Source organism: Sinosporangium album, assembly GCF_900100605.1.
Classification (GTDB): domain Bacteria; phylum Actinomycetota; class Actinomycetes; order Streptosporangiales; family Streptosporangiaceae; genus Sinosporangium; species Sinosporangium album.
Genome location: NZ_FNCN01000005.1, coordinates 181,762 through 206,843, shown reverse-complemented (window position 1 = coordinate 206,843; position 25,082 = coordinate 181,762). Strand labels below are relative to the sequence as shown.

Genomic DNA, 25,082 nt, shown 5'->3' with positions numbered 1-25,082 from the left:
GGGGGCCGGTGAGCGGGAGCCGTACAGGGCTTCTCAACGCGATGGCCGCGTGGTGGCGTGTCTCGCGTGTACCGGTCGTGCTCGACGCCGGGAGCACGTCATGGCGGGGTGGCTCGAATTCGCTCGATAAGACGCCAGACGTCCGTGCTCGGGTTGGCTCTCGAAGGGGAACCGTCACCCGCGTGCTTGCCGTCCAACGCTTGCGCTCGTTTCATGGCCTGGTCATGTCTTTCCGTGAGGCTTTCGAGCGCCGCCTGCGAGGGGACTTTCGCGAAGCCTAGGAGCTCGCGCACCTGGCGCTGTGCCTCACGGCGGTCAAGGGAGGCCCACTGCTCCTGGCGATGGAGCAGGAACCACAGTTCCAGGCACGGGTTCGAGACGGCGAGGTTGATGTCGTGGGCAACGGCGAGTTCCATCGCCTGTCCGAGGTTCGGGTGTTCGTCTATGTCGAAGACGCACCAATACTCGTCGTAGGCGGCGCCGCGGCCCCGTCTCTGGTCGCGCACATCGGCTTTCTTGCGGTCGCGTGCCTGCTGGACGAGGCTGAGCGGAGCTCCGTGAAAGTCGTCAACGGTCACGATGACACGGTCACGATGACACGGTCGCGGTGACGCCGGTGCCAGTGCTGGATGTAGATGGTCTCGGTTTTCTCACCCTCGGTGAAGACGAGCAGGGATCTGCGCCGGACCACAGCGGAGGGCGTGTGCGACCGCGGGCCGCGCAATCTGCGCGTCATCCGCGCCTTCCTTCGGCGATGGCTTTGGCGGCTTCGCTGAACTCCTCACGGCTCACGATCGGGGCGGCTCCGTAGCGGCCGGTCAGGTATCTCCGGCCGATGGCCTCTTCCTTTCGCGGGGAGAGGTCGGAGAGCGGATAGAGACGGGTGCTCCCGTCGGGGAGTTTCTCGGTGAACCATATCTGGTCACGCCCGAGCACACGGTCGCCGTCGGCTCCGCCGAGCAGGGGGACGTCGTGGGAGCTGAAGATCAGTTGGGCGTTGCCGGGGTTGGTATCGGGATCTTGAAATAGTCGGATCATCTGTGTGACCAGAGCAGGATGGAGGCTCGCTTCGAGTTCGTCGGCCAGCAGGACCGCTCCCCGCCTCAGGACGTCCACCACGGGCCCGATGAGTCCCAGCCAGACCAATGTGCCGAGGGACTCGTCTTCGACGTCGAAGTCGACGTCGTCACCTTCCCCGCGGTGACTCAGCGCGATGCCCAATTCGGTGATCTTTATCTCGGGCACCGCACCATCTGGATCTTCGTCCTGGCCGCTGAGGATTTCGACGACCCTGCGTAGACGTTCGACTGTCTGGGGGTCGAGCGGCCGGGCTTTGACATCGGTGATTCCGAGGTCTGCGGCGCGGATGAGGGGAAGCACCAGCCCGCGGGTGTCGGGGTGGTGGAGTAGTTGCGCGGTGAAGGCCCATCTGTGGGCCCGGCTGGATGCTTCAGCGAAGAGGAGGTTCGCCTCGAACCACTCGTGGATCGGAAGGAGGTCGGGGTGGCCGGCCGCCGCGGCCGCCGACAGGTAGAGGGAGTTCGAGCGCATTACCTCGGCAGACGCACGCGCCTTGACACGGTTAGCGCTTCCCAACTCGATATCGTCGTCGTGCCGCCTGAAGAGAAGCGCCGCGCGGCCGCGCGGATAGCGGTAGGCCCATTCCTCGATCACCCTGTGGTCGTCAAGGACGACGCCGTATTCATGGCGAATGCCGTTGAGGATCAGATCGACCTCAAGGCGTGTCGGGCGATCCGCGGCACCGTCGAGCCTGTAGGGGCTGCGTGGGATACGCCGGGAAGGCCCACCGGCTCGAAACGAATGCAGCACATGACTGCGCAGGTCGTTCATGGCTTTGAGGAGGTTGGTCTTGCCTGAGGCGTTGGCTCCGAACAGCCCGGCCGCTGGGAGCACCCTCAGCGGATGCCCGCCCGCCCGCCATGGGACCTCGCGGAGCACGTCAGACTCGGCCAAGGCCGTGGCCTCGAGCGAGAACTCCAGCTGTTCCCGAAATGAGCGCGTGTTCTCAGCGCGGAACGCCAGAAGTACTGAGTCCGAGCCGACCATCTCCATGAGGCCCATTATTGCAGGAAGCCTTCAATTTTCAGCTCAAGGCATGCGAAGGGCTTTATTCAATCTTGAAGCCGATAGGGCTCCGCCGTGCCCGCGCACGAGCTCCGCGCCGGAGCCGGGACCGAGCTCTCGGCGTAGCGGTGGGAGGGCGGCGGGCCCGAGGGGCGGCCGGTGACGGGCGGCGGGGTGTGAGGCGGTGGGGGCCCGGCCGGCGGAGCCGTACAGCCCTTTCATGCCGCAGACGGGAGCCGTACAGCCCCGTGGACGACGTCAACGGGTGAGGCGGGGGCGGTGGGGGTGTTTTAGAAGGTGCGGCCGGTGATGCGTTCGTAGGCTTCGATGTAGCGCGCGCGGGTGGCTTCGACGACGTGCTCGGGCACGTCGGGGGCGGGGGCCTTCTTGTCCCAGCCGGTGCCGGCGGCCCAGTCGCGGACGAACTGCTTGTCGAAGGAGAACTGGGGGCGGCCGGGCTGCCACTGGTCGGCGGGCCAGAAGCGGGACGAGTCGGAGGTGAGGACTTCGTCGCCGAGGACGAGCCGGCCGTCGGCGTCGCGGCCGAACTCCAGTTTGGTGTCGGCGATGATGACGCCTCGCGCGGCGGCGAGTTCGGCGCCGCGGGTGTAGACCTCAAGGGTGAGGCGGCGCAGCTCGCCGGCGAGGTCGTCGCCTTCCTGGGCGGCGACGTCGGCGTAGGTGATGAACTCGTCGTGTTCGCCGAGGGGGGCCTTGGTGGTCGGGGTGAAGACCGGTTCGGGAAGCTTGGAGCCCTCGACGAGCCCGGACGGCAGGGCCACGCCCGACACCGACCCCTTGGCCTGGTATTCCTGGAGCCCGAGCCCGGCGAGGTATCCCCGGGCGATGCATTCGACCTGCACCATGGACAGCTTGCGGCAGCGGATGGCGCGGCCTGCGTATTCGGCGGGCACGTCGGTGGCGGAGATGACGTGGTTGGGCACGATGTCGGCGAGCTGCTCGAACCACCAGAGCGAGAGCTGGGTCAGCACCTTGCCCTTGTCGGGGATGGGGGTGGGCAGGATCACGTCGTAGACGGACACGCGGTCGGAGGCGACGAGGATGATGTCGCCCCGGTCCTCGTAGACGTCGCGGACCTTTCCTGAGTGAAGCAGCTTCACCGTTTTCCCTGTCCCCTCTGAGCATCGCCCGGCCGGGGCTCCGGCCGACCTGTCGGCCGCTTCCAGACGGCGACGGCGGCCAGACTAACCCACGGGTGCCCGCGTGCCGAACGCGGCCCGGCGATGCGCGGGTGTGCGGCCTGGCGACGCCGTACGGCGAGGGCCCGGCCCGGCCGTGGTCCGGCGGCCCCTGGGGGCCGCCGGACCGATCAGAGCAGGACGTGTGCCGCCCGGACGCGCACGACGTGCTCCACGAGTGTGATCAAGGTTGATTTGACCGACTCGCGGCTGCGCGCGTCGCAGCGGACGATGGGGATGTGCGGCGCGAGCGCCAGCGCCTCCCTGACCTCGGCCTCCTGGTGGACGAAGTGGCCTTCCCACCCGTTGACGCCGACGACGAAGGGAAGCTGCGCCTCCTCGAAGTAGTCGATGGCGGGGAAGCTGTCGGACAGTCGGCGGGTGTCGATGAGGACGACGGCGCCGATGGCGCCTTTGACGATGTCGTCCCACATGAACCAGAACCGGTGCTGGCCCGGAGTTCCGAAGAGGTAGAGGATGAGGTCTCTGTCCAGGGAGACGCGGCCGAAGTCCATGGCGACGGTGGTGGTCGACTTGTTCGGCGTGTGGGCGAGGTCGTCGATGCCGGCGCTCGCGTCGGTCATCAGGGCTTCTGTGGTGAGTGGGAGGATCTCGGACACCGCGCCTACGAACGTGGTCTTGCCGACGCCGAACCCGCCCGCGACCACGATCTTGGTCGACGTCAGGCCGCCATGGTTAGAGCCTGCGAAGTCCACTGAGCACCCTTTCGAGCATGTTGAGGTCTGGATGTCCCTGGCTGAGGCGAGGCTGGTGGAGGCGGACGAGGTGTTCGTCCGCCATGTCGGCCACCAGCACCCTGGCCACCCCCAGCGGGACCTTCAGCAACGCGGAGATCTCGGCCACCGACCTGAAAGATCGGCATAGCATGACTATGGCCTCCTGCTCCGGAGTCAGCAGCGCCATCTCGTCATCTGGGATGGACATCGAGGAAACCAGAGTCTCCACCGCCAGATGGTAGCGCGGCTCCGAGCGGCCACCGGTTACAGCGTAAGGACGGAAGAGAGGCTCGTCGTCCCCCGATCCGTCGTCACCGAGCACAGCCGACTCCCGTCATGTCGTTCATCGGCCGCCCCGCGTCGCTTGGAGCTCCGCGCGCAGCGCGGGCGTGAGGACCTGGCCGGCCCGGTCGACCAGCAGCGTCATCTGGTAGGCCACCAGCCCCATGTCGCAGTCGGGGGCTGCCAGGAGGGCGAGCACGGATCCGTCGCCGATCGCCATGACCAGCATCAGGCCGCGCTGCATCTCCACGACCGTCTGGTTGACCTGCCCGCCTTCGAAGACCCGCGCGGCCCCCACGGTGAGGCTGAGCAGTCCGGCGGAGACGGCGGCCAACTGGTCGGCCCTGTCAGGCGGGAAGCCTTCTGAGGTGGCGAGGCACAGCCCATCGGCGGACACGACGACCGCGTGCGCGACACCGGGGGTACCACGCACGAACTCCGTGATCAGCCAGTCGAACCTTCGCGCCTCATGGCTCAGGACGGTCACGAGTTCTCCTCCTCCTCCGCCCGGGGGTGGGCGGACTCCTCACGTATTTCGGCGCGGCCTCGCCGTACCCCCTGTTGAAAGCCTGACATGCGCTCACGCATGCGGTCGGCCGAAACAGGAGCCGCCTGCGGCACGGGGGTCGGCGCTCCAAGCGCCGCCGTACCGGGAACGAGATTGGCCTTGGGTGTGCGTTTGGGGAGCCCTGCCGCGGTGACGCCGCCCATGGTGGGCCGGCTCGCCGCGGCTGCGGCCTGCCACCCGGCGTCGGCCGCGGTCTCCCACGTTTCGCCGCTGCCGCGGCCGTCGGCGGGCTCCGCGGTCGCGGGCCGGCCTTCCGGGCTTCTCGCAGCGGCTCCGACCCCTCCGATCCCGCCGACGGAACCGACAGGGCCGACCGCGCCGGCCCGGGTGGCCCCGGCCTCCCCCGCGGAGACCGGGACACCGACGGAAGCCTCCTCGCCGTCGGCCGAGTCGGCGCGGCGGAACCACGCGGACTCCACGGAAGCGAAGATGGGGAGGAACTCCCCTTCGCTCTCCATCGGCGACAGGTCGACGGCCGGCATCGAGGCCGTGTCGGGGTCGCTGTCGTAGTAGGCGCCGGGGCGCACGCTGTCGGCGCGGCTGTCGTAGGCGCCGCCGGGCGCCGCCGTCCAGGCCGAGAAGCCCGATTGGCCGGTGTCACCGGTCTCGGCCGTACGGCGGAACGGCCCGGAGTCGGCCGGGCCGGGAATCCGGTGGCCTCCGGTGTCGGCCACGCCGCCCAGGCGGAACGGCCCGCTGTCGCTGTGTGTCGGCAGGGCGTGGGCGCCGGTGCCGCTCGACGTGGGAAAGGTTCCCGAGTCGGACAGTGCGGGGTTGGGGTACACGCCGGAGTCCGACACGCCGGGCTGCGAGAAGCCGCCCGAGTCGGAGGCGCCGGGCCGCCGGAACGCGCCCGAGTCGGAGCTCCCGGGCATCGGGAAGCCGCCCGAGTCGGACACCGCCGGATTGGGGAACGCACCTGAGTCGGAGGTTCCGGGCATCGGGAAGGCACCCGAGTCGGACAGTGCGGGGTTGGGGTACACGCCGGAGTCCGACACGCCGTGCCGGGAGAAGCCGCCCGAGTCGGACACCGCCGGATTGGGGTACGCGCCTGAGTCGGAGGTTCCGGGCCGGGAGAAGAGGCCGGAGTCCGACCCGGAGGCCGTGGACGGCACCGCGGAGGAACCCGTGTCGCCGTTCTTCTGCCGCGGTGAGCGCCGGGGAAGCCCGCCGGTGGTGGTGGAGCCCGCGGCCTCGCCAAGGATCGGCTGCGGGCCGGTGGTGGTGCCGGGGACCCGGTGCGGGCCCGAGGTGGAGCCCGGTGACAGCCCGCTCATGTCCTGCGGTCCGGAGTGGTACTCCAGGGGGCCTGAAGGGAATCCGAGGGCGCCGGAGCCCCCGGAGCCGCCGTACGGCTGCGCCTGCGCCGCGTCGCGGCTGAACGCGCCGGACGTCTCACCGGCGAAGGGGCCCGTGGTGCTGCCGCCGAAGGGCCGCGTCCCCTCGCGCGAGGCGGACGACGCCATGGCCGTGGCCCGGCCGCCGAGCGGCGCCTGCGGCGCGTTCTTGCCCTGCTGGACCACGATGCTCGCCGGCAGCAGGACCATGGCGACCACGCCGCTGCCCTCGCCGGGGCGGAGCTGGACGCGGATGCCGTGGCGCAGTGCCAGCCGGCCGACCACGAACAGGCCCATGCGGCGCGACACCGAGACGTCGACGACCGGCGGCTCGGACAGGCGCCGGTTGGCCTCGGCGAGTTCCTCCTGGGTCATCCCGATGCCGCTGTCGGCGACGGTCAGCAGGGCGGCGCCGCCTTCGATGAGGCTGCTTCCCACCAGGACCTGGGTGTGCCGGGGCGAGAACTGGATGGCGTTCTCGACGAGCTCTGCGACCAGGTGGACGATGTCGTTGGCGGTCGACCCGATGACGGCGGTGGCGCGGTGCACCTTGACCTGGACCCGCTCGTAGTCCTCGACCTCCGACAGCGAGGCGCGCACGACGTCGACGAGCTTGGCCGGCTGGCTGCGCCGCCGGGTGTGCTCGTGGCCGGCGAGGACCAGGAGGTTCTCACTGTTGCGGCGCATGCGGGTGGCGAGGTGGTCGAGCTTAAACAGGTCGGACAGGCGTCCGCCGTCCTGCTCGCCCTTCTCCAGGCGGTCGATGAGGGCGATCTGCCGCTCGACCAGCGTCTGGGTGCGGCGCGACAGGTTGACGAACATCGAGTTGATGTTGCTGCGGAGTCCGGCCTCTTCGGCCGCGAGCCGTACGGCCTGCCGGTGTACCTCGTCGAACGCCTGGGCGACCTCGGCGATCTCGTCCTCGGTCGACAGCTCGATGGGGGAGACGACCGGAGGTTTGGCGTCGTTCGACAGGCGGAGGTTGCGGACCACGTCGGGCAGGCGGAAGCCGGCGATCTCCAGCGCCTCGCTGCGCAGGTGGCGCAGGGGCGAGACCAGGGAACGCGCGATGAGGACGGTCGTGAGCAGCACCAGCACCAGCAGGGCGAGGATGGAGGCTCCGGCGACCAGCGCGTTGCGCTGCTCGTCGTCGGCGAGCGCGTCGGCGTTCGCCTGGAGATCGGCGGCGATCTCCTTCTCCACGCCGGAGACCAGGCCGATCACCTTGGTGTTGTCCTCGAACCACTCTTTGACTTCGCCTCGGCCGCCGAGCAGTCTCCTCGCGGGCTCCTTGGTGGCCACCGCCACGCTTGCGGTCTGGATGACCTGCTTCTTGACGTCGTCGACCCGGTAGACGACTTCGTCGCCCAGTGCCTTCATGAGCTTGTCGGCGGCCTCGACGCCCGCCCAGTGCCCGAAGTCGGCGATGCGGTCGGCCTGGCGCGCGCGGTCGGCGACGAAGCGTTCGACGTCGCCCTCGTCGATGAACTCGGGCCGGTCGTCGGCGAGCAGGATGTTGACCCGCTGCACCGACACCTCCTCCTTCACCTTGGCCAGGGCGACCAGGCCGCGCATGCCGGTCAGGAGGGTGGGTTCGTCGGTGACCCGCTCCAGCTCCTCGTGAAGCTTGAGGAGGTCGCTGATGAGGTAGCTGTATCGGGCGGGGTCCCTGGTCTCGCGGAGGTTCTCCAGGGCGTCGAGGTCGCCGAAGACCTGTTTCACCATGGTGGTGACGTCGTCGCCGTAGGTGTGGTCGACGAGTTCGAGGTCGGCGTGCACGATCTCGAGTTTGCGGTCGACGTCCGCCCTGGCCCTGTCACTCACTTTGAGGTGGGCCGACGTGCGCCCGGCGCTGTCCCACCACAGTGCGGCGTCGCGCTCAAGCCCGAGGGCCTGGGCGAGGTCGCGCAGGTGGCCTGCCTGTTCGGCCGCGCGTCCGGCGAGCCGGTGGTCGTTGACCCCGTCGATGGAGCTGACGACCCTCGCTCCCGATAGGAACACGCCGACCGCGGTCGGCACGAGAATAAGCACCGCGAGACGCGTTCTCACGCGCCAAAAGCGTGGTCCCAGACGCTGCAGCGACGAGGATCGCCTCGAGCGATCCCGTCGGGCACGGCCACTTTCGGATGTATCCGTCGTCACCGCTCTCGCTACCCCTCAAGCCTCGTTCACAAGTGGGCTCATTCGACCACATGGTCACGACGCATAAGCCACTACCAGGTGAAACGGACTTAATCGTTACAAAGGTGACAACGTAGGGGATTTTATCTCAGTGCCGTAAGAACCTGATCACGAATCTGGCTTCGCTGCGCCTCGTTGGTGATCGGACGGCCAGTTCGGTCCACCACATAGAAGACGTCAACCGCCTCTGCGCCCAGAGTCTCCACGCGCGCGGCCCGTACGTCAAGGGCGCTTTCACCAAAAGCCCGGCCAATTCGCCACAATAGGCCCGGACGGTCGTGAGCACGCACCTCCACAACCGTTGCCGTAGCCGAGGCGTCATCCACTAAAGTCACCTTCGGCGGGGCGACAGGCACCCGTGAAGGACGCGCGTAACGGGCCTTGGCGGCAAGGCGCCGTTCGATGTCGAGACGGCCCGCGAGGGCGAGGCGCAAATCGGCCTCCAGCGTCGCCGGATCGGGCGGCGAACCATATTCGGGCGCGACCGCGAATTCGATGACGGCCGTGTCCCCCGCCGACGCCGCCGTCGCCGCCCGCACGAGCAATCGGTGCGCGGCCAGAACCCCGGCCGCCCGCCACAGCAGGCCCTGCCGGTCCTGCGCCACCACGGTGACCGCTCCGCCCCTCACACGTACGGCACAGCCCCCGTGGCGGGCGAGCGCCGCCGCCTCCGGCGGCAGCGACGGGGCGGGCTTGGGCGGCGCCCCCGCCAGCACCGCACGCACCCGCCGTACCAGATCGGCGACGAGCGACGCCTTCCACGAGTTCCAGGCGGCCGGGCCCGTGGCGTTCCCGTCGGCGACGGCCAGCGCCGCCAGCAGGTCGAGCACCTCGCGCGTGCCGACCGCCTCGGCCACCCGCGACACGGTCACCGGGTCGTCGAGGTCGCGCCGCGTCGCGGTCTCGGGCAGCAGCAGATGCAGGCGCACGACGGCGGCCAAGGTCTCCACGTCAGCGGGCGGCAGCCCCATCCGCGTGCCGATGTCGCGGACGACGACCTCGCCGACTGCCGAGTGGTCGCCGGGCCACCCCTTGCCGATGTCGTGCAGGAGGGCCGCGATGAGCAGCAGGTCGGGGCGGCCGACCTCGCGCGTGAAGGACGCCGCACCCACCGCCGTCTCGACGAGGTGCCGGTCTACCGTGAACCTGTGGATGGGATTGCGCTGCGGGCGGTGGCGGACGCGTTCCCAGTCGGGGATGATCCTCACCAGCAGCCCGGCCTGGTCGAGCTCCTCCCACACCGGCACGGCGGCGCGGCCTGCGCCCAGCAGCGCCACCAGCGCGTCGCGGGCCCGCTCGGGCCATGGCACGGGCAGGGGCGGCGCCTCCCCCGCGAGCAGCACGGTCGTCGCGTGCGCCAGCGGCAGCCCGGCCTCCGCCGCCGCCGCGGCGGCCCGCAGCACGAGCGTGGGATCCTTGCGCGGGTCGACGCCGCGGGCGAGCACGACCTCGCCGCCGTGCTCCACGACGCCGTCGGCGAGCGGGCGGCGTCCCCGCGGCACCGGGCCGTGCAGCACGCGGTCGACGGTGCGCCAGGTGGCCTCCAGGGCGTGGCCGACGGTCCGCCCGGCCTCCGCCAGGCGGCGCATCAGCGCCTCGGCGTCGAGCAGACCCAGCGCCTCGGCCACAGCGTCCTGCTCCTGTAGGACGAGCCGGTCCGCGCCGCGCGAGGTGACGCGCGAGGTGACGACGTGCAGGCAGTGCCGTACGTCCAGGAGCAGTTCGTGCGCCTCCCGCACGCGCGGCCCGGGGGCCGAGGCGACCCAGGCGGCGGCGACGGCCTGCATCGCCTGGACGTCGCGCAGTCCGCCGCGGGCGTCCTTGAGGTCGGGTTCGAGGAGGAAGGCGAGCTCCCCGCCCGCGGCGGCGGCACGGTGGTCGGCGGCTTCCCGCAGTTCGGCGAGGCGGCGGCGGGAGTCGGCCCGCCAGTCGGCCAGGACGGCCTCGCGGACCGCCTTGGTGAGATTCGGGTCGCCGGCGATGTGCCGGGCCTGGATGAGGCCGAGCACGGCCTTCAGGTCCTCCTGTGCCACGTTCACGGCTTCGTGGACGGTGCGCACGGAGTGGTCGAGGCCGACGCCGGAGTCCCAGACGGGATACCAGAGGGCGTCGGCGAGGCGCGCGATGCCGTCCTGTCCGTCGTGGAGCAGCACCAGGTCGAGGTCGCTGCCGGGGGCGGGCTCGCCCCGCCCGAGGCTCCCCACCGCCATGAGGGCGACGCCGCCGCGCCCGTGCCCCGGGACGGCCGCGCGCCGCCCGCCCCCCGCCACCGCGTACGGCACGGCCTCGGCCTCCGCGGTCGCCGCGGTCGGCACGGCTTCGGCCATGTTCCGTACGGCCACGTTCGGCACGGCCTCGGCGTACGGCATCGCCTCGGTCGCGGCGTACGGCACGGCGCACGCGGCGCGGAACAGCCCGGTCAGCCAGCGGTCGAGCTCGGCCGTCCGCTCCTTGCGGTCGGCCGCGAACGAGCGGGTGCCGCCTCTCATCATCCGATCGCCTCCCTTCGAGCGGCCCGCCCGGCCGGTGGACGGGCGGGGGCCGGGCTGTGGTCAGAGGGCTCCGGGCCCGCGCTCGCCCGTGCGAACGCGGACGACCGTGTCGACGGGCACCGACCAGACCTTGCCGTCGCCGATCTTCCCCGTCTGCGCGGCCTTGACGATCACGTCGATGACGTCGTCGGCGTCGTCCTCCTCGGCCAGCACTTCGACGCGCACCTTGGGGACCATGTCGACCTGGTACTCGGCGCCGCGGTAGACCTCGGTGTGGCCGCGCTGCCTGCCGTAGCCGCTCGCCTCGCTGACGGTCATGCCCTTGACCCCGAACTGCTCCAGAGCGGCCTTGACCTCGTCGAGCTTGAAGGGCTTGATGACGGCCGTGATCAACCTCATGCTTCCACCTTCGTGTTCGCCGCCGTGGCGGACGTGCTGCTGTTCGGACCGCTGCCCTGCCCGGGAGACCCCTGCCCGGGAGACCCCTGCCCGGGAGACCCCTGCCCGGGAGCGGTGTGCCCGGTCCCGGCCGCCACCGGGCGGGAGGCCGGACCGACCGCCGAGGTGTGGATGGTGCCGAGGTCGTAGGCCGTCTCGGCGTGGGTGGTGACGTCGACGCCGGCGACCTCGTCCTCGGTCGAGATCCGGAAGCCCGCCACCGCGTCGATGATCTTCGCGATGAGGTAGGTCACGATGAAGGAGTACGCGCCGACGGCTACCGGGCCCAGCGCCTGCAGGCCGAGCTGGCCGATGCCCCCGCCGTAGAACAGGCCCGTGCCCTGCTGCTCCAGCACCGGGTAGGCCGCCAGGAACCCGAGCGACAGCGCGCCGATCAGGCCGCCGACCATGTGGACGCCGACCACGTCGAGCGAGTCGTCGTAGTTGAGCCGGTATTTCAGGCCGACGGCGTAGGAGCACACGGCCCCGGCGACCAGGCCGATGACGATGGCCGCCCACGGCTGCACGAAGCCCGCGGCCGGGGTGATCGCGACCAGGCCGGCGACCACGCCGGAGGCGACGCCGAAGGTCGTGGAGTGCCCGTCTCTGAGCTTCTCGACGAGGATCCAGGCGCCTGCCGCGACCGCTGCGGCGACCTGCGTGTTCATGAACGCGAGGCCCGTGGTGCCGTCGACCGCCAGCTCCGAGCCGGCGTTGAAGCCGAACCATCCGAACCACAGCAGGGCGGCGCCGAGGAGCACCAGCGGAAGGCTGTGCGGCCGCATCGGCTCCTTGCGCCAGCCCGTGCGTCTTCCCAGGACCAGCGCGAGCGCCAGACCTGCGGCTCCGGCGTTGATGTGAACCACCGTGCCGCCCGCGAAGTCCATGATGCCGAGGTCGAAGAGCCACCCGTTGCCCCACACCCAGTGCGCCACCGGTATGTAGACCACCGTCACCCAGACCGCGGTGAACAGCACCCATGCCCCGAATTTGGCCCTGTCGGCGACGGCGCCGCTGATCAGCGCGACCGTGATGATGGCGAAGGACATCTGGAACGCGGAGAAGACCAGGCTCGGCATCCCGGTGCCGTCGGCCTTGGTGGCGGTGTCGATCAGGCTCTGGAGGCCGAGGGCGTCGAAGCCGCCAATGAACATGTTGGCGGCGGCGCTGCCGTTGTCGGTGAAGGCCAGGGAGTGGCCGTACAGGACCCAGGCCGCGGTGACGGTGATGATGGCGGCGAACGACATCATCATCATGTTGAGCACGCTCTTGGCCCGGGTCATGCCCCCGTAGAAGAACGCGAGGCCGGGGGTCATGAGCAGGACGAGCGCAGTGCTCACGAGCATCCAGGCCGTCGACCCGCTATCGATCTTCATATGCGGCGGCCCTCCTTCCACATCGGTTGTGAGCCCGGGAACATCGCGACCGGGTTTCCACAGCGTCCGCTTCGGGAGTTTCAGGGCTCGACACCACGTGTTTCACATGCGTGAAACTCGGCTACCGGGTGTTTCCCTGACGTTTCGAAGTACTCACAAAAGAAAAAGCAGCCTCAAACCCTCTTCAAGGGCTTGGGGCCGCTTTCTCGATTGGCTCAGGCGGCCGTCGCGAGTTTGCGCAGCCGGGCCAGCGCGTCACGCTCGATACGGCGGGCGCGGTCGCGGCCTATGCCGTACTTCTCACCGACTTCGGTGAGGGTGTGCTCCCGGCCGTCGATCAGGCCGTAACGCCAGCGCAGCATGTCGCGCGTCTGGTACTCCAAACCGGTGAGCCACTCTTCGAGGCGCTCGCGCTCCAGCACGTCGATGGCCTGCTGCTCGGGGTCCCCCCAGGTGTCGTCGGCGATCATGTCGCCCAGCTCGGTCTCGTCCTCGTCGCCCACCCCGAGTTGGAGCGACACCGGGTCGGACGCCCAGCGGCGCAGCTCGCGCACCCGCTCGATGGGCAGGTCCAGCACCGCGGCGAGGTCGGCGTCGGTCGGCTCGGCGTCGAACTCGGCCAGCATGTCCCTGCGCACACGCATAAGCCGGGTCATCTGCTCCCCCGCGTGGGTGGGCAGCCGCACCGGGCGCGCCTGCTCGTGGATGGCCCGCCCCACGGACTGCCGGATCCACCATGTCGCATAGGTGGAGAACTTGTAGCCGCGCCGGTAATCGAACTTCTCCACCGCCCTGACCAGACCCAGGTTCCCCTCCTGCACCAGGTCGATCAGCGGCATCCCCCGCCCTGAATACTTGCGGGCCACGGCCACCACCAGGCGCAGGTTGGCCTGGATGAACTCCTCCTTGGCCCTCATCCCCGAGATCGCCAGGCGTTCCAGCTCCTCGTCCGCCGCATTGGCGAAACGCGGTTCACTTCCCCCGCTGTCCAGCAGTTGGCTCGCGAAAAGACCCGCCTCGATCCGCTTGGCGAGCTCGACCTCCTCCTCGGCGGTGAGCAAGGGAACACGCCCGATCTCGGCCAGGTATGTCCCAAGCAGATCCCGGTCGGAGACCTGCTGCTCCTGCGTGCGATTCCCCGTCGGCCTTGCCATCCCCTGGCACCTCGTTCCCGCCCGCTGTGGTCGTTTTTCGCAATATCCCGAACTTGTGCTTTCAATCCGGGCCAACGAACGAACCATGGCAAAGATTCCCGAAGAAAGTACGCCTGGAGAACGGTCTGTGATTCCTACCAGAGGAGGATGACCATCGAGACTTTCGACGAATCAGCAGGTCAGAGCGTTATGCCACGCGCGCCCCCGAACGCCACACCTGTCGCACCAATGGCACCCCCGGACGATAAGCGATGTGCACATAAGAAGGTGCGTCCAACACAACAAGATCGGCCCGCGAACCCGGCGTCAGCGCCCCCACATCCGTACGGCGAAGCGCACGCGCCCCGCCCCGCGTCGCCGCCCGCACGGCCTCCAGCGGGGTCATCCGCATCTCCCGGACGGCGAGCGCGATACAGAAAGGCATCGAGGACGTATACGACGAGCCCGGGTTGCAGTCCGTCGCGATCGCCACCGTCGCGCCCGCGTCGAGCAGGCGCCGCGCCTCGGGATACGGGGAGCGCGTCGAGAACTCCGCGCCCGGCAGGAGCGTCGCCACCGTCTCGGACATGGCGAGCGCCTCGACGTCGTCGTCGGTCAGATGCGTGCAGTGGTCCGCCGACGCGGCGCCGACCTCGCAGGCGATGCGGACCCCCGGCCCGTGGCCGAGCTGGTTCGCGTGGACCCTCGGCGCCAGGCCGGCCTTCACCCCCGCCGTGAGGATCTCCCTGGCCTGCTCGCCGTCGAACGCCCCCCGCTCGCAGAACACGTCCACCCATCGCGCGTGGGGCGCGCACGCTGAAAGCATCGGCCCGGTGACCAGACCCACGTAGTCGTCGGCCGCCATCCCCCTCGGCACGACATGCGCGCCCAGGAACGTCGTCTCGCCGGTGAACCGCGACGCGATCTCCAGGGAGCGCCGCTCGTCCTCCACCGTCAGGCCGTAGCCGCTCTTGATCTCCACGGTCGTCGTGCCCTGCGCGAGCATCTCGCCCACCAGGGCCGCCGTCCGCGCCGCCAGCACCTCGTCCCCCGCCGCCCGCGTCGCCGCCACCGTCGACTGGATGCCGCCCGCGGTGTACGGCCGGCCGGACATCCGGGCCGCGAACTCCGCGCTGCGCTCGCCGGCGAACACCAGATGGGCGTGGGAGTCCACGAACCCCGGCAGGACGCAGCCACCCCCGACGTCCACGCGCTCGTCGGCCGCGGGCGCGCCCGCGGACTCCCCGACCCACGCCACGTGGCCTCCCTCGACGACCACGGCCGCGTCCGTCATCTCCTCACGGACCGGGTCGCCGGTATAGAGCAGCCCGATGCGGTCGAACAGCACCGACGTCACCGACGTCCTCACATCCACTGAAGTCTCCCCGGCCACCGGCCACTCCCCCGTCATCGCACCTGTCCGATCGCCTCACTCAGCATGGCGCCCACGTCACCGAGGACATGCCGTCCCTCGCTCACCACACGGCGCCCGCCCGACACGACGCTGTGCACGTCGGCCGCCGTCGCGGCGAACACGACGGTCTCGACGGCCCGGGCCGGGTCGGCTCCCGCCGTACGGACGGAGTCCAGGCGGACCGAGACCAGATCCGCCCAGGCACCCGGACACAGGGTGCCGCCGTCGGGGAAACCCAGGGAGGCATGGCCGGTGGAGGTGGCCGCGGTGAGGAGCTCCGCCGCCGTCCAGTGGCAGCGGCGCTCGGTGGCCAGGCGCTCACCGAACTCGACCGCCCGGGCCTCCTCGAACAGGTCGATGACCGCGTTGCTGTCGGTGCCGAGGGTGATTGGGGCGCCCGCCTCGAACAGGGCGCGGGCCTGGCCGATGCCGTCGGCCAGATCGCGTTCGGTGGTCGGGCACATGCAGATGTGGGTGCTCGACTGGCCGAGCAGCGCGATGTCCACATCGGACAGGTGGGTGGCGTGGACCGCGGTGGAACGCGGCCCGAGCGCGCCGTGCTCGTGGAGCACCTGGACCGGACTCGCGGAGTACATCTCCACGCAGGCGGCGTTCTCCGCGCGCTGCTCGGACACGTGGGCGTGCAGCGGCACGGCGTGATGGTCCGAGAAGGCGACGACGAGGCGCATCTGCTCGGGGGCCACCGCCCGGACCGAGTGGATGGCGGCGCCGACCTCGACGGCCGGCTCCCCCTTGTAGGCGGCGGCCAGGGCCTCCGCGCGGATCGCCCAGCGCTCGGCGTCTCCGTCGCCGAAGCGCCGCTGCACGCCGGTCAGCGGGACGCCCACCCCGCCGCTGAGATAGCAGGTGTCGAGGAGCGAGATGCGCAGCCCCGCCTCCATCGCGGCCTGCACGAGCGCGTGCCCCATGGCGTTGGGGTCGGCGTACGACATGCCGTCCGGGCCATGGTGCAGGTAGTGGAACTCCGCCACGCTCGTGATCCCCGCCAGGGCCATCTCCGCGTAGGTCGCGCGGGCCAGCGCCAGGTAGGAGTCGGGGTCGAGCCTGCCGGCCACGCCGTACATCTGCTCGCGCCACGTCCAGAACGTCGCCTCCCCCGGCTCGGCGGCGCAGTCGTGGGTGTGGCCGCGCAGGGCGCGGTGGAAGGCGTGGGAGTGCGCGTTGGCGAGGCCGGGCAGGGTGAGGCCGGCGAGCCGCTCGGCCCCCGGCGGCGGCGCGGGCACATCGCGCACGATGTCGCTGAACCTGCCCTCCGCCACGGTGACGAGCACCCCCTCGGCGATCTCACCGGGAGGAAGCCACGCGAGCTCGCACCAGTACGCGGTGACCGCGCCGCCGGGGCCGGTGTCCTCCGTCTTCGATGCCGTCATCTGCACAGCGCCTCCATGACCGATGTGAGGGCGTCGACTCCTGCCCGGCAGTCGACCGGTTCGGCGTGCTCGGCGGGAGAATGCGAGACGCCTGTGGGATTGCGGACGAAGAGCATGGCGCTCGGCACCCCGGCGGCGGACAGGATGCCCGCGTCGTGCCCGGCCCCCGTCGGGAGGATCGGGACGCCGCCGAGGAGCGCGGCGATGCGGTCGCGCAGCGGCACGTCGAAGTCGACGACCGGGGTCCAGGACTCCTCGCTCACCGCGGCCCCCGACCCGAGGGCCAGCTCGGACACGAGCTCCCTCACCGCCCGCTCGCCGGCTCCGCGGGCGTCCAGCCACGCCGACACCTGGCCGGGGATGGCGTTGGCGTTGCCCGGGGACACCCGCACCTTGCCGAAGGTCGCGAGCACACCGTGCCGCTCGGCCGCCACGCGCGCCGTGAGGACCGCGTGCGCGAACGGCAGCATCGGATCGTCCCTGTCGGCGAGACGCGTGGTGCCGGCGTGGTCGGCCCTGCCGCGGAAATCGAAGCGCCACCGGCCGTGCGGCCAGATGGCGCTTCCCACACCCACCGCGGCATCGCGGTCCACGAGCGCGCGCCCCTGTTCCACGTGGAGCTCCACGAAGACCTTGACGCGGGCGAGGGTCTTCTCGTCGCGGCCGAGCACCTCCGGGTCCCTGCCGGCGCGGCGCAGCACGTCGGCCATGGTGTCGCCCTCGTCGTCGCGCAGCCCGCGCGCCCTGTCGGGGGCGAGCACGCCGGTGAGCAGCCGCGACCCTATGCAGGGGACGCCGAACCTCGCGCCCTCCTCGTCGGTGAAGCACACCACCCCGAGCGGCCTGGCCGGGGTCACCCCGCGGGCGCGCAGCCCGTCGATCGCCGCGAAGGCCGACGCGACGCCGAGCGGGCCGTCGAAGGCGCCGCCCTGGCGCACGGAGTCGAGGTGGCTGCCGGTGACGACGCCCGGCTCGGCGTCGGGGTCGCCCCACCACGCCCACATGTTGCCGTTGCGGTCGGCCGTGAGGTCGAGGCCCCGCCGCTCCGCCTCCTGCCCGAACCAGGCACGCAACTCCAGGTCGGCGGGTGACCAGGCATCCCTGGTGTATCCGCCGGTTCCACGATCTTGACCGATGTCCGCCAACGCCTCCAACACGTCTCTCACTCTAGTGAATGACCTCATTCACAAGGAAGCCCAGAAACACAGGGAGACCACAGGTGCAGTTGATGCGGGAGTGCCTCCAGCGCCCCGGGCTCTCGCCGAGACGCCGAGACGCCGAGACGCACCGCCTTCAGCCGCCGGGCTGGAGGAAGACGCCCGTGGCGTCGGTCATGCGCTCGTGCTCCTCCAGTCTGGCCTGGGTGCGCAGCGGCAGCGCGTCGGCCATGGCCTCCACCAGCAGCATCGCCAGCACCAGGGGCGCCGCGTGCGAGTCGAAGACCAGCCGGTCGCCCACCGGGGCGTCGAGCACGACATCGGCGGGGAACGGCACCTCGGCCGAGTCGGTGATCACCGCGATGCGCAGACCGATCGAGCGCGCGAACTGCAACGCCTGCACCGTTTCGACCGGGTAGCGCGGCAGCACCACGGCGAGCAGCCACTCCGCGCCCGCCCGGCGGGCGGTGTGCAGGCGGTCGTGCAGCTCCGAGCCGCCGTGGACGAGCAGCCGCACATCCGGGTGGATGCGCCGCGCGTAGTACGCGAACCCGGTCGCGAGTCCCGACGACACACGCAGCCCCAGCACCGGCAGCGGTTCCGCCGCCGCCAGCGAGGCCCCCAGGGAACGCACCCGTTCGCCCAGCTCCCCGGCGAGCCGGTCGCGCACCCGCGTCAGGTTCGCGATCTCCCCGCCGAGCGCCTCGCGCGCCAGCTCCACCTCTTCGTCCTTGCCCGCCGCCGCGGAGGCGGGCAGCCCCCACGGACCGGCGACGACCAGGGGGCGCAGCGCGTTGCGCAGCTCCGGGTATCCGGCGAAGCCGAGCGCCGTCGCGAACCGCGTCACCGACGGCTGGCTGACCCCCGCCCGCTCGGCCAGTTCGACGCTGGACAGGAATACCGCCTCATGCAGGTGACCCGACAGATAGTGCGCGATGCGCCGCTGTGTCGGCGACAGCCGCTTACCGGCGAGGAGCCGCTGAAGTCCATCCCCCACGCTTTCCGACCATATAGGTAGGTCCGTATCCCGTAGACCGCTCATGACTCACGCATCGGCACGCGGACTCCTCGCTCACCGGCCACGTCCGACGCCCGCTCGTAACCCGCGTCCACGTGCCGGATCACCCCCATGCCGGGGTCGTTCGTCAGCACCCGGCGGAGCTTCTCCCCGGCGAGCGGCGTGCCGTCGGCCACCGTCACCTGGCCCGCGTGGATGGAACGCCCGATGCCCACCCCTCCGCCGTGGTGGATCGACACCCACGCCGCGCCCGACGCCACGTTGAGCATCGCGTTCAGCAGCGGCCAGTCGGCGATCGCGTCCGACCCGTCGGCCATGCCCTCGGTCTCGCGGTACGGCGACGCCACCGAACCGCAGTCCAGGTGATCACGCCCGATCACCAGCGGCGCCCGCAGCTCGCCCGACGCCACCATGTCGTTGAAGCGCTCCCCGGCCACGTCGCGCTCGCCGTACCCGAGCCAGCAGATGCGGGCGGGCAGCCCCTGGAAGTGGACCCGCTGCTCGGCCATGCGGATCCAGCGGGCCAGCGGCTCGTTGTCGGGGAAGAGCTCTAGGACGGCACGGTCGGTCTTGGCGATGTCCTCGGGCTCGCCCGACAGCGCGGCCCACCGGAACGGGCCCTTGCCCTCACAGAACAGCGGGCGGATGTAGGCGGGGACGAACCCCGGGAAGTCGAACGCCCGCGTGTATCCCGCGATCGACGCCTCGCCCCGGATCGAGTTGCCGTAGTCGAACACCTCCGCGCCCGCGTCGGCGAACCCCACCATTGCCTCCACGTGCCGCGCCATCGACTCGCGCGCACGGCGGGTGAAGCCCGCCGGGTCCTTCTCCCGCTCCGCCGCCATGTCCTCGAACGGCATGCCGAGCGGCAGGTACATCAGCGGGTCGTGCGCCGACGTCTGGTCCGTCACAATGTCGATCTCCGCGCCCCGCGCCAGCAGCTCCGGTACGGCCAAGGCCGCGTTGGCCTCCACCCCGATCGACAGCGGGCGCCGCGCGTCGCGGGCCTCGTAGGCCAGGGCCAGGGCCTCGTCCAGGTCGGACGCCTTCACGTCCAGGTAGCGGTGCTCGATGCGCCGCTCGATCGAGCGCGGATCGCAGTCGATGCAGATCGCCACGCCGCCGTTCATGGTCACCGCCAGCGGCTGCGCCCCGCCCATGCCGCCCAGCCCGGCGGTGAGCGTGATCGTGCCGGCCAGGGAGCCGCCGAAGCGCTTGGCGGCGACGGCGGCGAACGTCTCGTAGGTGCCTTGCAGGATGCCCTGCGTGCCGATGTAGATCCACGAACCCGCGGTCATCTGCCCGTACATCGTCAGCCCGGCGCTCTCCAACCGCCGGAACTCCTCCCAGTCCGCCCAGTCGGGCACGAGGTTGGAGTTGGCGATGAGCACCCGCGGCGCCCACTCGTGCGTGCGGAAGACCCCGACGGGGCGGCCCGACTGCACCAGCAGCGTCTCGTCGCCCTCCAGATCGCGCAGGGTGCGGGTGATCGCGTCGAAGGACGCCCAGTCGCGAGCCGCCTTGCCAGAACCCCCGTACACCACGAGCTGCTCGGGATGCTCGGCCACCTCCGGGTCGAGGTTGTTCTGAATCATGCGCAGGGCGGCCTCCTGCGGCCAGCCCTTCGCGCTCAACGTGGTTCCCCTTGGCGCGCGCACGATCCGGCTGCCGCCCATGGCATGACCTCCCACAGCATCGAAACTGAATGGAAGTATTCAACGCTGCCTCGCTCTGAAATGCAACGGATACCTAGGCTGCGACTTTGGTGGGGAGCGTGTGTATCTTTGGTATTTGAGTGGCGTTCGACGGGAACGCGATGGTACGCGCCTTCCGTTCGAAAGACGTGAACGCTCCTGCGAAAGGATCGTGGCGGCTGCTGCTGGTCCACATCCGACCCCAGAAATGGAAGCTCGTCCTCGGCGGCCTGCTCGGATTCATCGGCGGCATGGCGGGCCTGGCCGAACCGCTCCTCGCCAAGAGCGTCATCGACACCTTCCAGGTCGGCGGGTCGATGGTCGGCCCCATCGTCACCCTCACCATCCTCGTCATCGTCGGCGCGGCCCTCGGCGCCCTCGGCGCCTACGTCCTGGAGCGCACCGCCGAAACCATCGTGCTGAACGCCCGGCTGCGGCTCGTCAGCCGCATGCTGCGCCTGCGCGTCCCCGACGTCGACCGCCTCAAACCCGGCGACCTGCTGTCCCGGGTCACCGCCGACAGCACCCTGCTGCGCGCCGTCTGCACCAGCGGCGTCACCGACGCCATCACCGCGTCGCTCATGCTGATCGGCTGCATCGCCTTCATGGCCTACATGGACGCCGTCCTCCTCGGCGTCACCCTCGGCGTGCTGGTCGTCATCGGCGTGCTCACCATGGTCGTGATGCCGCGCATCAACCGCACCACCGCCCAAGCCCAGACGGCGCTCGGCGACATGGCAGCCACCCTCGACCGAGCGCTCCAGGCGTTCCGCACCGTCAAAGCCGCCGGAGCCGAACAGCGCGAGACCGAGGCCGTGCGCGGCGCCGCGCACACAGCGTGGCGCAAAGGCGTGTCGGCCGCCGGGTGGAGGTCGCTCACCGGCGCCTCCACCATGCTCGCCGTACAGCTCTCCTTCCTCGCCGTCCTCGGCGTCGGCGGCATGCGTGTCGCCTCCGGCACACTCCCCGTCTCGTCGCTCATCGCGTTCCTGCTCTACCTCTTCTACCTGACCGGCCCCATCAGCCAACTCGTCAACGGTGTCACCCAACTCCAGACCGGACTCGCCGCCGTCACCCGCCTCCGCGAAATCGAAGACCTGCCGGCCGAGCCCGTCGCCCCCGTCGAGGACACCGCCCCAAGACCCACCGCCCCGGCGACCGTCACCCTCGACAACGTCCACTTCCAGTACGACACCGAACGCTCACCGGCGCTCAACGGCATCACCTTCACCGTGCCCGCCGGAGGCATGACCGCCCTCGTCGGCCCCTCCGGCGCCGGCAAATCCACCATGTTCGCCCTGCTGGAAAGGTTCTACGAGCCCAGCTCAGGCACCATCACCCTCGACGGGCGCCCCCTGCCGGACCTCCCCCTGCCGGACCTGCGCCGCTCACTCGGCTACGTCGAACAGGACGCGCCCGTCCTCGCCGGGAGCCTCCGCGACAACCTCGTCTTCGGAAACCCCGACGCCACCGACGACGACATCGCCGACGTCCTGCGCCGCACCCAACTCACCGAGCTCGTCCAGCGCCTCCCCGAAGGACTCGACACCGCCGTCGGACACCGCGGCCAAATGCTGTCCGGAGGCGAACGCCAGCGCGTCGCCATCGCCCGCGCACTCCTCCGCAAGCCCCGGCTGCTACTCCTCGACGAGGCGACCTCCCAGCTCGACGCCGTCAACGAACTGCGGCTCCGCGACGTCATCGAGGAAGTCGCCGGCACCACCACCGTCCTCGTCATCGCCCACCGGCTCTCCACCGTCACCACAGCCGACCGCATCGTCGTGCTCGAAGCCGGCGAAGTCCGCGCCATCGGCAGCCACAGCGAACTACTCGACCGGGACGACCTCTACCGCGAACTGGCCACCACCCAGTTCCTCACCGGCACCGAGGCCATGCGGCCCATGGCCGCCCACACCGACCCGGCCTGACACCCCGCCCGCCCGACGCCCGGCCCTCACCACGGCCCGCCGTACGGCACCCCGTACGGCACGGCCCGCACGGCCCCGCCGCCCGCCCCGGCGGGCCGTGCGCGACGGCGCCCACCCCCGCGACGCCCCCCGCCGCGACGCCGGAGAACTAGTCCTTGGCCCGGAACAGCCCGCTCCCGCCGTACTTCTTGTGCACGGCCTGCTTGCTGACGCCCAGCGCCTCGGCGATCTCGGCCCAGGTCCGCCCCTGGACACGGGCACGACGCACCTGGACCGCCTCCAACCGGGCGGCCTCGCGCTGAAGCTCGGCCGCGGCACGCAGGGCCTCCAGCGGATCGTCACCGTGAGCGAGAGCGGCGAGACGCGTCACCTGTACATCGTTCATAGACGTCAACGTATTTTGACCACTTTCGCCAGGTCAACCGGTGGCCGCCCACCGTGCTCACGGTGCGGCTCACAGCGGCCCCAGGACATCATGCGGGGCTGCGTCCAATGTGAGGGTTTCGAGCACCGTAAGCAGCCGACGCTCCTCATAGCGGAAGTGGCTCTCCATGATCGCCGCGATCCCCTCAAGGTGCCGACCGAGTTCGGCCGGGGACGCGGCCCGGTCCACTGCGGCCTGCACACCGGTCAGCAGGTGCGCGATCATGGAGTGATCCTGCTCCAGGCGCCTCAATGTCTCGCGCAGTCCGGGATGCGCTGCGGCGATCGCGGGGAACAGTTCGCGGTCCTCGCCCTCATGGTGCCCGGTCAGCGCGGCGCAGAAGCCGTGACAGAACAGCAGGAGATCCCGAGTCGCCGGTTCGGCCGCTTCGCCGTCGTCCACCGCGGCGCGCGTCACACGCAAGGCTTCGCGAAGGCGCTCGTGAACGGCACGCATTTCGCGGCTCCAGGCGATCAGCCTGGTCTTCTCGCCCTCAGTCACGAGAGGGCGAAGGGAACGACGGGGTCATCGTCGTGCTCCTTCATGTCCCACGCCTCCATGCCTGACACGATCTGCCACCGGCACGCGACGCTCGTTGCAGGGTAGCCCACATCCTCACCCACCTCAGTACGGAGCCACGCAGGCGCGCGAGTACGGAGCCACGCAGGCGCGCGCTCCCGGAGGCCCCCTTGGTCATGGCGGTTTTGGGAATGGGCAAAAATGACCGCCGCCGCAGAGCGGGCTACGCGCTCGCGCCCCCGTGCGACGCCACGATCACGACGTCGCCGACAGGCGACCGAGCGATGGGGGGTCACAGTGGCACTGCACAAGACGGAGAGGGACAGGTTCGCGGACGTCTATGCGGCGCCGCTGAGCCGGCAGCCGCTCCCCCGCTTTCGGATGCCGCAGTGGTCGTCCGACCCGCGCGAGGTGTATGAGCTGGTCAGTTCGGAGCTCGCCCTCGACGGCGACGCGGCGCAGAACCTCGCAACGTTCTGCACCACGTGGAGCGAGCCCGAGGTGCACAGGCTGATGAACGAGAACATCGACAAGAACATGATCGACAAGGATGAGTATCCGCGGACGGCGGAGATCGAGTCGCGATGCGTGCACATCCTGGCCCACCTGTGGCACGCGCCGCACGACCACAGCGCGGTCGGGTGTTCCACGACAGGGTCGAGCGAGGCCGCGATGCTGGGCGGGCTGGCGCTCAAGCGGCGCTGGCGCGAACGCCGGATCAAGGCGGGCCTTCCGGCGGACCGGCCGAACCTGGTGTGCGGCCCGGTGCAGGTGTGCTGGGAGAAGTTCGCCCGTTACTTCGACGTGGAGCTGCGCCAGGTGCCATTGGAGGAGGGCGCGACCGGGTTGCGGCCCCACCAGCTCAGGGAGCACGTCGACGAGAACACCATCGGCGTGGTGGCGATCCTCGGCGTCACGTTCACCTGCGCCTACGAGCCGGTAGCCGAGATCGCCGCCGAGTTGGACGCCGTCGAGCGGGACACCGGGCTCGACGTCCCGATCCATGTGGACGCCGCGAGCGGCGGGTTCGTGGCGCCGTTCGTCCAGCCCGACCTGGTCTGGGATTTCCGCCTGTCCAGGGTCGCCTCGATCAACGCCTCAGGCCATAAGTACGGCTTGGCGCCGCTGGGCGTCGGGTGGATCGTGTGGCGCGAGCCGTCCTGCCTGCCGGACGAGCTGGTCTTCCAGGTGGACTATCTGGGCGGGAGCATGCCCACGTTCGCGCTGAACTTCAGCCGTCCCGGCTCCGAGGTGATCGCGCAGTACTACACGATGCTGCGACTCGGCCGCGACGGCTACCGCGCCGTCCAGCAGGTGTGTCTCGACACGGCGGCCTACCTCGCCGACGAACTCGCCGCGACCGGCCGTTTCACCCTCGTCCACGACGGCCGGGGGGCCGTACCTGGCGTCAGCTACACCCTGGCCGACCCGGCGGAGCCGTTCTCGCTGTATGACCTGTCGGACACCCTGCGCATGCGCGGCTGGCAGGTGCCCACCTATCCGCTGCCCGCCGCTCGGGACCGGACCGTCGTCCAGCGGGCGCTCATCCGGCACGGCGTGAGCCGCGACCGCGTCTCCCTGCTCGTCGCCGACCTGCGGTGGGCCCTGTCGCGTCTCACCACCGGCCCCGCCTCCCCTGCCCGACGCACAGGCTTCCACCACTGAGGAACACCGGATCATGCCCTCCGCGTCGAAGTCGGCCGCGTCAA

21 protein-coding genes are annotated in these 25,082 nt (G+C 70.5%); 2 read left to right on the top strand and 19 right to left on the bottom strand.

Translation table 11 applies throughout. The features are described 5' to 3' along the window. Positions 1–98: 98 nt before the first annotated feature. From BLQ73_RS07375 to hutU, 17 genes are all read right to left on the bottom strand, one after another. Complete coding sequence (locus tag BLQ73_RS07375; protein ID WP_176955320.1) at positions 99–578, bottom strand: RloB family protein; 480 nt, start codon at positions 576–578, stop codon at positions 99–101. Next, positions 575–736: an RloB domain-containing protein gene (locus tag BLQ73_RS31030; protein WP_143020164.1), complete on the bottom strand. Its 162-nt coding sequence runs from the start codon at positions 734–736 to the stop codon at positions 575–577. Before BLQ73_RS31030 ends, BLQ73_RS07375 begins: the two co-directional genes overlap by 4 nt. Then, the gene (locus tag BLQ73_RS07370) at positions 733–2,073 is read right to left on the bottom strand and encodes an AAA family ATPase (RefSeq protein WP_176955319.1); all 1,341 of its coding nucleotides are present in this window, start codon (positions 2,071–2,073) and stop codon (positions 733–735) included. Before BLQ73_RS07370 ends, BLQ73_RS31030 begins: the two co-directional genes overlap by 4 nt. Before the next feature lie 302 nt (positions 2,074–2,375). After that, complete coding sequence (locus BLQ73_RS07365) at positions 2,376–3,206, bottom strand: phosphoribosylaminoimidazolesuccinocarboxamide synthase (protein ID WP_093169596.1); 831 nt, start codon at positions 3,204–3,206, stop codon at positions 2,376–2,378. A gap of 209 nt (positions 3,207–3,415) precedes the next feature. After that, the gene (locus tag BLQ73_RS07360; RefSeq protein WP_093169689.1) at positions 3,416–3,970 is read right to left on the bottom strand and encodes a GTP-binding protein; all 555 of its coding nucleotides are present in this window, start codon (positions 3,968–3,970) and stop codon (positions 3,416–3,418) included. Positions 3,971–3,980: 10 nt separating this feature from the next. Beyond that, positions 3,981–4,343: a DUF742 domain-containing protein gene (locus BLQ73_RS07355; protein ID WP_093169595.1), complete on the bottom strand. Its 363-nt coding sequence runs from the start codon at positions 4,341–4,343 to the stop codon at positions 3,981–3,983. 21 nt (positions 4,344–4,364) lie between these two features. Beyond that, positions 4,365–4,790 (bottom strand): roadblock/LC7 domain-containing protein, encoded by a 426-nt coding sequence (locus BLQ73_RS07350; RefSeq protein WP_093169594.1) that lies wholly within the window; start codon positions 4,788–4,790, stop codon positions 4,365–4,367. After that, a complete protein-coding gene (locus BLQ73_RS07345) occupies positions 4,787–8,257 on the bottom strand; it encodes a sensor histidine kinase (RefSeq protein WP_176955318.1) in 3,471 nt (1,156 codons plus the stop codon). Before BLQ73_RS07345 ends, BLQ73_RS07350 begins: the two co-directional genes overlap by 4 nt. A 215-nt stretch (positions 8,258–8,472) precedes the next feature. After that, a complete protein-coding gene (locus tag BLQ73_RS07340; RefSeq protein ID WP_245690866.1) occupies positions 8,473–10,881 on the bottom strand; it encodes a [protein-PII] uridylyltransferase in 2,409 nt (802 codons plus the stop codon). Between the two features lie 60 nt (positions 10,882–10,941). After that, positions 10,942–11,280, bottom strand: a complete 339-nt coding sequence (locus tag BLQ73_RS07335; RefSeq protein WP_093169592.1) for a P-II family nitrogen regulator — start codon at positions 11,278–11,280, stop codon at positions 10,942–10,944. Beyond that, positions 11,277–12,695, bottom strand: a complete 1,419-nt coding sequence (locus BLQ73_RS07330) for an ammonium transporter (RefSeq protein ID WP_093169591.1) — start codon at positions 12,693–12,695, stop codon at positions 11,277–11,279. Before BLQ73_RS07330 ends, BLQ73_RS07335 begins: the two co-directional genes overlap by 4 nt. A gap of 215 nt (positions 12,696–12,910) precedes the next feature. Next, positions 12,911–13,849 carry a sigma-70 family RNA polymerase sigma factor gene (locus BLQ73_RS07325; protein ID WP_093169589.1) on the bottom strand — a complete coding sequence of 313 codons (939 nt, stop codon included), beginning with the start codon at positions 13,847–13,849 and terminating at the stop codon, positions 12,911–12,913. Positions 13,850–14,036: 187 nt separating this feature from the next. After that, a complete protein-coding gene (gene hutI, locus BLQ73_RS07320) occupies positions 14,037–15,239 on the bottom strand; it encodes an imidazolonepropionase (protein ID WP_093169587.1) in 1,203 nt (400 codons plus the stop codon). Continuing rightward, positions 15,236–16,633 carry a formimidoylglutamate deiminase gene (locus BLQ73_RS07315; protein ID WP_093169687.1) on the bottom strand — a complete coding sequence of 466 codons (1,398 nt, stop codon included), beginning with the start codon at positions 16,631–16,633 and terminating at the stop codon, positions 15,236–15,238. The genes hutI and BLQ73_RS07315 overlap by 4 nt, the downstream gene beginning before the upstream one ends. Next, complete coding sequence (locus BLQ73_RS07310; RefSeq protein ID WP_245690865.1) at positions 16,630–17,790, bottom strand: allantoate amidohydrolase; 1,161 nt, start codon at positions 17,788–17,790, stop codon at positions 16,630–16,632. The genes BLQ73_RS07315 and BLQ73_RS07310 overlap by 4 nt, the downstream gene beginning before the upstream one ends. Positions 17,791–17,926: 136 nt before the next feature. Further along, entirely contained in the window at positions 17,927–18,787 is an 861-nt protein-coding gene (locus BLQ73_RS07305; protein ID WP_245690864.1) for a MurR/RpiR family transcriptional regulator, read from the bottom strand. 41 nt (positions 18,788–18,828) lie between these two features. Next, positions 18,829–20,484 (bottom strand): urocanate hydratase, encoded by a 1,656-nt coding sequence (hutU, locus tag BLQ73_RS07300; RefSeq protein ID WP_093169580.1) that lies wholly within the window; start codon positions 20,482–20,484, stop codon positions 18,829–18,831. A gap of 167 nt (positions 20,485–20,651) precedes the next feature. Here hutU and BLQ73_RS07295 point away from each other — a divergent pair, with 167 nt between their 5' ends. Further along, positions 20,652–22,430 (top strand): ABC transporter ATP-binding protein, encoded by a 1,779-nt coding sequence (locus BLQ73_RS07295; protein ID WP_245690863.1) that lies wholly within the window; start codon positions 20,652–20,654, stop codon positions 22,428–22,430. A 148-nt stretch (positions 22,431–22,578) separates the two neighbouring features. Here BLQ73_RS07295 and BLQ73_RS07290 read toward each other — a convergent pair whose 3' ends face one another. Then, on the bottom strand, positions 22,579–22,815 hold the full coding sequence (locus tag BLQ73_RS07290; RefSeq protein ID WP_093169578.1) for a hypothetical protein: 237 nt from the start codon (positions 22,813–22,815) through the stop codon (positions 22,579–22,581). A 69-nt stretch (positions 22,816–22,884) separates the two neighbouring features. Further along, the gene (locus tag BLQ73_RS07285; protein ID WP_093169576.1) at positions 22,885–23,355 is read right to left on the bottom strand and encodes a hemerythrin domain-containing protein; all 471 of its coding nucleotides are present in this window, start codon (positions 23,353–23,355) and stop codon (positions 22,885–22,887) included. 315 nt (positions 23,356–23,670) lie between these two features. Here BLQ73_RS07285 and gad point away from each other — a divergent pair, with 315 nt between their 5' ends. After that, complete coding sequence (gad, locus tag BLQ73_RS07280; protein WP_245690862.1) at positions 23,671–25,038, top strand: glutamate decarboxylase; 1,368 nt, start codon at positions 23,671–23,673, stop codon at positions 25,036–25,038. The last annotated feature ends 44 nt before the right edge of the window (positions 25,039–25,082 follow it).

Excerpts from the sequence above, each read along its gene's own strand:
- BLQ73_RS31030 (WP_143020164.1), bottom strand. The coding sequence starts at position 736 with ATGACGCGCAGATTGCGCGGCCCGCGGTCGCACACGCCCTCCGCTGTG.
- BLQ73_RS07370 (WP_176955319.1), bottom strand. The coding sequence starts at position 2,073 with ATGGAGATGGTCGGCTCGGACTCAGTACTTCTGGCGTTCCGCGCTGAG.
- BLQ73_RS07340 (WP_245690866.1), bottom strand. The coding sequence starts at position 10,881 with ATGATGAGAGGCGGCACCCGCTCGTTCGCGGCCGACCGCAAGGAGCGG.
- BLQ73_RS07335 (WP_093169592.1), bottom strand. The coding sequence starts at position 11,280 with ATGAGGTTGATCACGGCCGTCATCAAGCCCTTCAAGCTCGACGAGGTC.
- BLQ73_RS07330 (WP_093169591.1), bottom strand. The coding sequence starts at position 12,695 with ATGAAGATCGATAGCGGGTCGACGGCCTGGATGCTCGTGAGCACTGCG.
- BLQ73_RS07325 (WP_093169589.1), bottom strand. The coding sequence starts at position 13,849 with ATGGCAAGGCCGACGGGGAATCGCACGCAGGAGCAGCAGGTCTCCGAC.
- hutI (WP_093169587.1), bottom strand. The coding sequence starts at position 15,239 with ATGACGGGGGAGTGGCCGGTGGCCGGGGAGACTTCAGTGGATGTGAGG.
- BLQ73_RS07315 (WP_093169687.1), bottom strand. The coding sequence starts at position 16,633 with ATGACGGCATCGAAGACGGAGGACACCGGCCCCGGCGGCGCGGTCACC.
- hutU (WP_093169580.1), bottom strand. The coding sequence starts at position 20,484 with ATGGGCGGCAGCCGGATCGTGCGCGCGCCAAGGGGAACCACGTTGAGC.
- BLQ73_RS07290 (WP_093169578.1), bottom strand. The coding sequence starts at position 22,815 with ATGAACGATGTACAGGTGACGCGTCTCGCCGCTCTCGCTCACGGTGAC.